Here is a 9,440-nt window from a genome sequence, read left to right as displayed (position 1 = left end):
GGGGGCGGCCCCGGGGGCGCGCCGTACATCGGGCGGGCGGACCGTCCCGGTAAGGTGCGGCATCACCGGGCGCTGCCTGTGGCGGGCGCTGCCTGTGGCGGGCGCTCCGCCTGACGGGTCCTCACCGTCCGGTGTCCGTACGGCGGTGGGCGGCGGCCCGGTGCGGGTGGCCGCGGCAGGTTTCCCGGCACGGTCCGCACAGTAATTTGGCGCAGCGTTGATCCCCTGTTCGCCCCGGAGCGTGGTGCGGATGTCACCTTGGGTGGGGAGATGTTCCGGTCCGTGGCCATGCGGCGGTCATACGGCGGAGAGGATGCCGATGGCGAACAGGGATGTGCAGTTCTGGGGCGGGCTGCTGGCGCTCGTCGCCGCGCTCGCCGTGGTGGCGGGCTACCTGCTGGGCGGGCCCCGGCTGGTCTGGGCGGTGTCCGCGATCGAGGTGCTGCTGGTGATGGGCCACGTGGCGGTGCGGTTCCGCGCCAAGGCGCACCTGCGGACGGCAGGCGACGGGCCCGACGCGGCGCACTGCGAGCGCTGCCGTCGGGCCCGTGAGCGGCTGGACGCGCGGGTGTCAGCCGGCCGCGGTGTACGCGACCAGTGAGATCCCCACGTACTGCACGGTGAACGCGCCGAGGGTGAAGGCGTGGAAGACCTCGTGGAAGCCGAACCAGCGCGGTGACGGGTCCGGCCGCTTCAGGCCGTAGACCAGCCCGCCCAGGGTGTAGAGCACCCCGCCGACCACGATCAGGGTCATCACCGCCACGCCGCCGGCGTGCAGGAAGTCCGGCAGGAAGAAGACCGCCGCCCAGCCGAGCGCGACGTAGCACGGGGTGTAGAGCCAGCGCGGTGCGCCGACCCAGAACACCCGGAAGCCGATCCCGGCCAGCGCGCCGCCCCACACCACCCAGAGCAGGACCAGCTGCGCGGTGCCGTGCAGCAGCAGGATGGTGAACGGCGTGTAGGTGCCCGCGATGATCAGGAAGATGTTCGCGTGGTCCAGCCGGCGCAGGACGGCGTCGCCGCGCGGGCCCCAGTCGAAGCGGTGGTAGACCGCGCTGACGCCGAACAGCAGCCAGGCGCTGACCGCGTAGACCGTGCACGCGAGCCGCGCCGCGGTGGAGTCGGCCAGGCAGATCAACACGATGCCGGCGGCGAGCGAGGCCGGGAACATCCCGGCGTGCAGCCAGCCGCGCCACTTGGGTTTGGCCCACTCAGCCACGGTCGCGGCGGCCGGGTCGGCAGGTAGGGGCTCCTCCACCACAGTCATGGACGTCATCCTACTTACGGGACCGTAGGTTACTAGTCCGTAGGAAGTGGTGATCCTCACTCTTGTACATTTCGTAGAAGTTGGCCGTGGTGGCGTCGGTCACGAGGCTGGCCGGGAATGCCTTGTTACTGGCGCGTAGATGGACATGATGGAGTAAAAGTTCACTCGATTGCGCCGTTACGCCGCAAAGAGGGGTCGTAGGCGGAGCTACGCTGCTTACACCCTCAACCCCCGCGATGCCGTCTCCTGGCCGAGATGGTGTGAAACGGAGCGATCGTGTCGTCTTCGAACTCTGCGCTCGCCGAGTCCGCGCCCACCCGCCACAAGCGTCTGCTGGCCTGGGTCGCCGAGATCGCCGAGCTGACCCAGCCGGACCGCGTCGAGTGGTGCGACGGTTCCGAGGAGGAGTACCTCCGCCTCGCCGAGCTGCTGGTCGCCCAGGGCACTTTCAAGAAGCTCAACACCGAGAAGCGCCCGAACTCCTACTACGCCGCCTCGGACCCCACGGACGTGGCGCGCGTCGAGGACCGCACCTACATCTGCTCCGAGCAGGAGAAGGACGCCGGCCCGACCAACAACTGGAAGGCCCCGGCAGAGATGCGGGAGCTCTTCTCGGGCGCGAACGGCCTCTTCAAGGGCTCGATGAAGGGCCGCACGATGTACGTCGTGCCGTTCTCCATGGGCCCGGTCGGCTCCCCGCTGGCCGCGTACGGCGTCGAGATCACCGACTCCGCCTACGTCGCCGTCTCGATGCGCGTGATGACCCGGATGGGCCAGGCCGTGATCGACCAGCTCGGCGAGGACGGCGACTTCGTCAAGGCCGTGCACACCGTCGGCGCGCCGCTCGCCGAGGGGCAGGCCGACGTCGCGTGGCCGTGCAACACCACCAAGTACATCTCGCACTTCCCGGAGACCCGCGAGATCTGGTCCTTCGGCTCCGGCTACGGCGGCAACGCCCTGCTCGGCAAGAAGTGCTACGCGCTGCGGATCGCCTCCACCATGGCCCGCGACGAGGGCTGGCTGGCCGAGCACATGCTCGTCCTCAAGCTCACCCCGCCGGCCGGCGAGGCCAAGTACGTGGCCGCCGCCTTCCCGTCCGCCTGCGGCAAGACCAACCTGGCGATGCTCCAGCCCACCATCCCGGGCTGGAAGGTCGAGACCATCGGCGACGACATCGCCTGGATGCGCTTCGGCGCCGACGGCCGGCTCTACGCCATCAACCCGGAGGCCGGCTTCTTCGGCGTCGCCCCCGGCACCGGCGTGGACACCAACGCCAACGCGATCGACACCCTCTGGGGCAATACGGTCTTCACCAACGTCGCGCTCACCGACGACGGTGACGTCTGGTGGGAGGGCCTCACCGAGGAGCCCCCCGCGCACCTGACGGACTGGCGCGGCAACGACTGGACCCCCGAGTCCGGCACCCCCGCCGCCCACCCGAACGCCCGCTTCGCGGTGCCGGCCTCGCAGTGCCCGACCATCGCCCCCGAGTGGGAGGACCCGGCCGGCGTGCCGATCTCGGCCATCCTGTTCGGCGGCCGCCGCGCCAGCGCCGTCCCGCTGGTGACCGAGTCCTTCGACTGGCAGCACGGCGTCTTCCTGGGCGCCAACATCGCCTCCGAGAAGACCGCCGCCCAGGAGGGCACCGTCGGCGAGCTGCGCCGCGACCCGTTCGCGATGCTGCCGTTCTGCGGCTACAACATGGGCGACTACTTCGGCCACTGGCTGAAGCTGGGCGCGCAGGCCGACGCCGGCAAGCTGCCGAAGATCTACTACGTCAACTGGTTCCGCAAGAACGGCGAGGGCAAGTTCATCTGGCCGGGCTTCGGCGAGAACAGCCGGGTCCTCAAGTGGATCGTCGAGCGGCTCGACGGCGCCGGCCAGGGCGTCGAGACCCCGATCGGCGTGCTGCCGACCGTGGACGCCTTCGACCTCGAGGGCCTCGACATCCCGCAGTCCGACCTCGACCTGCTGTTCTCGGTGGACGCCGACATCTGGCGCCAGGAGGCCGCACTCATCCCGGCCCACCTGGAGCTGTTCGGCGAGCACACGCCGACCGAGCTCTGGGACGAGTACCGCGCCCTGGTCAAGCGCCTGGGCTGACCTCGCCCCACCCCAGCCTCCGCCGCCCCCGCCCTGACCGGGGGCGGCGGTGCTGCATCTTCGCCCGTTCGCCTCCGGGCGCTCCCGGCCCGACGCCGGCACTCCTCGCTCCGGCGCTCGCTGCGCTCGCTGGTCGTTCGTCGCTTCCGGCGTCGGCGCGCCCTTCGGTTCAGGGCGGGTCGCGTTCTCGCCCGTTCGCCTCCGGGCGCTCCCGGCCCCCGCCCGGGGGCGGGGCCGTTGGGTGTCAGGGCTGGACGTAGCCGCTCAGGAAGTCGCCGATGCGGGTCACCGCGTCGGTGATCTCCTCCGGGCGGGGCAGGGTGACCAGCCGGAAGTGGTCCGGATCGGGCCAGTTGAAGCCGGTGCCCTGGACGATCAGGATCCGCTGGGCGCGCAGCAGGTCCAGCACCATCTGCGCGTCGTCCTTGATCTTGTACACCTGGGGGTCGAGCCGCGGGAAGGCGTACAGCGCGCCCTTGGGCTTGACGCAGCTGACGCCCGGGATCTCGTTCAGCAGCTGGTACGCCGCGTCGCGGGACTCCAGCAGCCGGCCGCCCGGCAGCAGCAGGTCCTTGATCGACTGCCGTCCGCCGAGCGCGGCGGCCACCGCGTGCTGGGCCGGCATGTTGGCGCACAGCCGCATCGAGGCCAGGACCGTCAGCCCCTCGATGTAGCTGCGGGCCCGGTGCCGGTCGCCGGAGAGCACCATCCAGCCCGAGCGGAACCCGGCCACCCGGTACGACTTGGACATGCCGTTGAAGGTGACGCAGAACAGGTCGGGGGCGAGCGTCGCCAGCGGGACGTGCTCGGCGTCGTCGTAGAGGATCTTGTCGTAGATCTCGTCCGCGTACAGCACCAGCTGGTGGCGGCGGGCGATCTCGACGATCCCCTCCAGCACCTCGCGCGGGTAGACCGCGCCGGTCGGGTTGTTGGGGTTGATCACCACGATCGCGCGGGTCCGGTCGGTGACCTTGGACTCCAGGTCGGCCAGGTCCGGGTACCACTCGGACTGCTCGTCGCAGCGGTAGTGCACCGCGGTGCCCCCGGCCAGGCTGACCGAGGCGGTCCACAGCGGGTAGTCCGGCGCCGGGACCAGCACCTCGTCGCCGTCGTCCAGCAGCGCGGTCATGGCGAGCTGGATCAGCTCGGAGACGCCGTTGCCGAGGAAGACGTCCTCCACGGTGAGCCCGTGCAGGCCGCGCTCCTCGTAGCTCATCACCACCGCGCGGCGGGCGGCGAGCAGGCCCTTGGAGTCGCCGTAACCGTGCGCGGAGGAGAGGTTCTTCAGGATGTCCTGGAGGATCTCCGGCGGCGCCTCGAAGCCGAAGGCCGCCGGGTTCCCGGTGTTCAGCTTGAGGATGCGGTGGCCCTGGTCCTCCAGCCGCATCGCCTCGTCGAGCACCGGACCGCGGATGTCGTAGCAGACATTGGCGAGCTTGCTGGACTGGATGACCTGCATACCCCCTTACTTTACGGCGCCCGTACGCCGATTCCGCAGTGGGATGGGCCACAGGTCACCCGGTCGACCGGACGGTTTCCCCGGCCGCTTCCCCGTAGGCTCGGCCGGGTCGGCCTGACCGGCCGGAGGGGGGAGAGCGACATGATCGCGGTGGTGTCGGGCGCGGCGGCGGGCCTGCTGGCGGCGCCGGTCCTGCGGGCGGCCGCCGCCCGGTACGCGGTGGCGGACGGCGAACCCTGGCGGGAGTGCTGTCCGCTCGGCCGCCGGCTGCACCGCCCGGACGGCCGGTGTCCGCGCTGCGGTGCGGGCGGCGGCCCGGGCGCGTGGCGGATCGAGACCGCCGCCGCGGCGGTCGGCGCGGTGCTCGGCGCGGCGGCGTCCTGGCCGGTGGTGCTGCCGCTGGCCTGGGCGGCGCTGTTCGGGGTGGTGCTGGCCTTCGTCGACGCCCGGGTCAGCCGGCTCCCGGACGTGCTGACCCTGCCGCTGGCCGCCGGCACCGCGGTCCTGCTGGTGCTCACCGCGCCCGACGGCGCGGTACTGCTGCGCTGCCTGTTCGCGGCGCTGGTGCTCGGCGGCGGCTACCTGCTGCTCGCGCTGGTGGCGCCGGTCGGGCTCGGCGACGTGAAGCTGGCGCCGACGCTCGGCGCGCTGCTCGGCTGGTACGGCTGGTCCGCGGTGGCGGGCGGCTTCGTGCTGACCTTCCTGGCGGCCGCGGTGTGGGCCGTGGCGCTGCTGGTCTCCGGCCGGGCCGGCCGGGGCGACGACCTCCCGCTCGGGCCGTGGATGCTGCTGGGCACCCTGCTGGCGGTGCTGGCCGCGTCCTGATCCACCGGGGCCCTCGGCCGCCGGAAGGCCGGAGCCCGTCCCAGCCGGTGCGGCGGCGGGGACGGGCTCCGGGGTGGCGCGTCCTGCCCCACCCTCAGGGGGAGGCGCGCCGGGGGGAGTTGCGGTACGGGGTTACGGCACGGGGCTACGGCACGGGGTCAGGGCATGGCGTGGGCGTGGGCGCCCACGTTGGTGGAGAAGTCGTTCCCGTTGGCGGCGTCCCAGTTGGTGGACCAGGTCATCGCGCCGCGGATGGTCGGCCACTTGGCCGGCGGGACGAAGCTGCCGCAGTGGGTGCCGGTGGCCAGGCAGTCCAGCGCGTTGTCGACCACGGTCGAGTTGACGTAGCCGCCGCCCGCCGCGCGGGTCGACGCCGGGACGCCGATGCCGACCTGGTCGGGCCGCAGCCCGCCCTGGATGTGGGTGCAGACCTGGGCGGTGATGAAGTCGATGGTGCCCTGGGTGTAGACCTTGCCGTCGCAGCCGTTCATGCCGCCCGAGTTGTAGAACTGGGTGTTGACGACGGTCAGGATGTCCTTGGTGTTCAGCGCCAGCTGGAAGTAGTTGCCGGCGGTGGAGTACATCCCGATCGTCTCGGGGGCCATGGTCAGGATGAAGCCGGAGCCGACCTTGCTCTGCAGGGTGTGCAGCGACTGCGCCATGTAGACCGGGTCGACGCCGTTCTCCAGGTCGATGTCGACGCCGTCGAAGCCGTACTGCTGGATCAGCGCGTAGGCGGTGTTGGCGAAGGTGTTGGCCGCGGCGGAGTTGTTCACCACGATGGTGCCGTTCTGGCCGCCGATCGACAGCACGACCTTCTTGCCGGCTGCGTGCTTGGCCGCGATGTCGGCCTTGAAGTCGGCGTCGCCGTAGCCGCCGAGCTTGCTGGCGAGCGCCGGGTCCAGGGTGAAGCTGATGCCGCCCGCGGTGGTGGTCGCGTCGGCGAAGGAGACCGCGATGATGTCGTACGCGCTCTGCACGTCCCGCAGCCGCTGCACGGTGGCGCCGTTGTCGAAGTTCTGCCAGTAGCCGGTGAGCGCGTGCTTGGGCAGGCCGGTGGCCGGCGGGGTGGTGGTGGCGGTCGGCGACGGCGAGGTGGGCGCGCTGCTGCTGGCGGACGGCGAGGGGGACGCCGGGGCCGAGCTGGAGGCGGAGGCCGACGGGGACGGCGAGGAGGAGGAGGCCGACGGCGAGGGCGAGGGCGAGGAGGTGCCGCCCGGTCCGGTCAGCGTGATGTCGTCCGCGCCGTAGGCGGCCTGGCCGTACCAGCCGTGCACGTACAGGGTGACGCTGGTGGTGCCCGCCCCGGTGGTGAAGGTGGTGGAGAGCTGGTTCCAGCTGCTCTGGCTCGACCAGGTGCTCGGGTCGGCGCCGCCGGTGCCGGTGGCACCCAGGTAGACGTACGGGCCCTGGACCCAGCCGGCCAGGGTGTAGCTGGAGTTGGGCAGCACGCTGACGGTCTGCCGGCACTCGGCGGTGTCGGAGGCGCTCGGGGTGGCGTTCAGGGCGGCCGCGCCTGAGTGCGCGGGGGCGCCGGCCACCGCGGTGCCGGTACAGGTCCAGCCGGACAGGCCGGACTCGAAGCCGCCGTTGCCGACCAGGTTGCCGACCGCCGCGCTGGCGCCGCCGGCGAACAGCGCCAGGCCGGTGCCGGCCACGGCGAGGGCGGTGGCGCCCGCCCCGAGGACGGTCGGGAGGTTGGTGCGCCGGCGCCGGTGGGACGGCTGCTGCAGCGTACGGGCCATGTGCGAACTCCTGTGGGAGGAGGGGGAGCCGCCGCGGTGGGGGTCGCGGCGGCTCCGCGTGGGGGAGGGAAGGTCCGCAGTGGTGCTGTGGGGGTGCGGCGGGGGGGATCCGCCGTGTCCTGCGTCACAAGCTGGACTAGACCAATGCCGGGCGTCAAGGAGTCGGCGCCCGGCTTAGGGGTCGTTTAAGGAACCGGATACCTTTCCGTGTCCGAGCCCGCGCGGCCGTGACCAAACGCGTCCGAACGGTTTCGCGACGTGCTCGTGACACCTTCGGTACCTGCGGCTTTACCTCCCCGCGCACTCCGGGAGTAGGCTGCGCCAGGGGATTTCGCACCCGGGGGTAATGAGCTCGGAGGGGCAGTACGACATGGGTCTGCGCGACGTGGTCGAGCGCACGCCAGGGCTTCGCACCCTGCTGGACAACGCGTACTCGCTGTACGGCCGCCGGGTCGAGGTGCACCTCGACAACACCCCGAACCACATCGGCGTGATCCTCGACGGCAACCGCCGCTGGGCCAAGGCGACCGGCGGCACCACCGCCGACGGCCACCAGCGCGGCGCCGACAAGATCAGCGAGTTCCTGGGCTGGTGCGACGAGACGCACGTCCAGGTGGTCACGCTCTGGATGCTCTCCACCGACAACCTCTCCCGCCCGGCCGACGAGCTGGTGCCGCTGCTCGGCATCATCGAGGACACCGTCCGCCGGCTCGCCGCCGACGGCCGCTGGAAGGTCAACCCGGTCGGCGCGCTCGACCTGCTCCCCCAGCAGACCGCCGACACCCTCAAGTCGGCGGCCCAGGCCACCGCCCACATCCGCGGCATCACGGTCAACGTGGCGGTCGGCTACGGCGGCCGGCACGAGATCGCCGACGCGGTGCGCTCGCTGCTCCAGGAGCACGCGGGCCGCGGCACCTCGATCGAGGAACTGGCCGAGATCCTCTCCGTCGAGCACATCGCCGAGCACCTCTACACCACCGGTCAGCCCGACCCGGACCTGATCATCCGGACCTCGGGCGAGCAGCGGCTCTCCGGCTTCCTGCTCTGGCAGAGCGCGCACAGCGAGTTCTACTTCTGCGAGGCGTACTGGCCGGCCTTCCGCAAGGTCGACTTCCTGCGGGCCCTGCGCGACTTCCAGCTGCGCAACCGGCGGCTCGGGCTCTGACGACGGCCCTGACAGCCGGTCAATCCGAATACCCGCAGGCCAGCCCGCCAAACGTTCACCATTTGTGATCCCGCCGTTCTTCCCGGCGGGTATGCACCACGCCGACCCTGGGAATAGACCAGTCAAGACCGGTACCCCGGCCACCGGGGTCGCGGGGACCGGTGAGCCGCGGATGACGCTGGGTCATCCGCTCTGGAGGCCTAGTGGTCAGTACCAAGAGCCGCCGGACACCAGACCGGCGCACGTACGTTCTCGACACCAGCGTGCTCCTGGCAGACCCCCTCGCCGTGACACGGTTCGAGGAGCACGAGGTCGTCCTCCCGGTGGTGGTGGTCACCGAGCTGGAGGCCAAGCGGCACCACCCGGAGCTGGGCTACTTCGCCCGCCAGGCGCTCCGCCTGCTCGACGACTTCCGGGTCCGCCACGGAAGGCTCGACGAGCCGATCCCGGTCGGCGAGTTCGGCGGCACCATCCGGGTCGAGCTGAACCACTCCGACCCCTCGATCCTCCCGGCCGGCTACCGCGCCGGCGGCGGCGAGGCCGACACCCGCATCCTGGCCGTGGCCCGCAACCTCCAGGCCGAGGGGTACGACGTCACCGTCGTCTCCAAGGACCTTCCGCTGCGGATCAAGGCCAGCTCGGTCGGCCTGCTCGCCGAGGAGTACCGGGCCGAGCTCGCCATCACCTCCGGCTGGACCGGGATGACCGAGCTGCACGTCGCCGGGGACACGGTGGACTCGCTCTTCACCGCCGGGCACGACGTCGCGGTCGACATCGAGGGGGCCGCCGAACTCCCCGTGCACACCGGTCTGGTGCTCACCTCCGAGCGCGGGCGCGCGCTCGGCCGGGTCACCCACGACGGCCGGGTGCGCCTGG

Annotated in this window: 8 protein-coding genes; 5 read left to right on the top strand and 3 right to left on the bottom strand. The window is 71.7% G+C overall.

The window, feature by feature from the left end; genetic code table 11:
- Nucleotides 1-319 precede the first annotated feature (319 nt).
- Nucleotides 320-601, top strand: a complete 282-nt coding sequence (locus AA75_RS25305; protein ID WP_033822546.1) for a hypothetical protein — start codon at nucleotides 320-322, stop codon at nucleotides 599-601.
- Here the strand turns inward: AA75_RS25305 and AA75_RS25300 are convergent.
- Entirely contained in the window at nucleotides 572-1,267 is a 696-nt protein-coding gene (locus AA75_RS25300) for a hemolysin III family protein (RefSeq protein ID WP_149038363.1), read from the bottom strand. The genes AA75_RS25305 and AA75_RS25300 overlap by 30 nt on opposite strands.
- Nucleotides 1,268-1,543: 276 nt before the next feature.
- Here AA75_RS25300 and AA75_RS25295 point away from each other — a divergent pair, with 276 nt between their 5' ends.
- Complete coding sequence (locus AA75_RS25295) at nucleotides 1,544-3,370, top strand: phosphoenolpyruvate carboxykinase (GTP) (RefSeq protein ID WP_033822544.1); 1,827 nt, start codon at nucleotides 1,544-1,546, stop codon at nucleotides 3,368-3,370.
- Between the two features lie 244 nt (nucleotides 3,371-3,614).
- Here AA75_RS25295 and AA75_RS25290 read toward each other — a convergent pair whose 3' ends face one another.
- Entirely contained in the window at nucleotides 3,615-4,829 is a 1,215-nt protein-coding gene (locus tag AA75_RS25290; RefSeq protein ID WP_033822543.1) for a pyridoxal phosphate-dependent aminotransferase, read from the bottom strand.
- A gap of 141 nt (nucleotides 4,830-4,970) precedes the next feature.
- Here AA75_RS25290 and AA75_RS25285 point away from each other — a divergent pair, with 141 nt between their 5' ends.
- Nucleotides 4,971-5,654, top strand: a complete 684-nt coding sequence (locus AA75_RS25285; protein WP_033822542.1) for an A24 family peptidase — start codon at nucleotides 4,971-4,973, stop codon at nucleotides 5,652-5,654.
- Between the two features lie 158 nt (nucleotides 5,655-5,812).
- On the opposite strand, the gene AA75_RS25280 is transcribed toward AA75_RS25285, so the two are convergent.
- Nucleotides 5,813-7,399, bottom strand: a complete 1,587-nt coding sequence (locus tag AA75_RS25280) for a chitinase (RefSeq protein ID WP_033822541.1) — start codon at nucleotides 7,397-7,399, stop codon at nucleotides 5,813-5,815.
- Nucleotides 7,400-7,769: 370 nt separating this feature from the next.
- On the opposite strand from AA75_RS25280, the gene AA75_RS25275 reads away from it, so the two are divergent.
- Both AA75_RS25275 and AA75_RS25270 read left to right on the top strand, forming a co-directional pair.
- Nucleotides 7,770-8,564 carry an isoprenyl transferase gene (locus AA75_RS25275; protein ID WP_051813299.1) on the top strand — a complete coding sequence of 265 codons (795 nt, stop codon included), beginning with the start codon at nucleotides 7,770-7,772 and terminating at the stop codon, nucleotides 8,562-8,564.
- A 203-nt stretch (nucleotides 8,565-8,767) separates the two neighbouring features.
- Nucleotides 8,768-9,440: PIN domain-containing protein (locus AA75_RS25270; protein ID WP_033822540.1), on the top strand; the 673-nt coding region annotated here is incomplete at its 3' end.

Origin of the sequence: Kitasatospora sp. MBT63, from assembly GCF_000710465.2 — a bacterium.
Classification (GTDB): domain Bacteria; phylum Actinomycetota; class Actinomycetes; order Streptomycetales; family Streptomycetaceae; genus Kitasatospora.
This window is presented reverse-complemented; position numbering and strand designations above follow the sequence as displayed.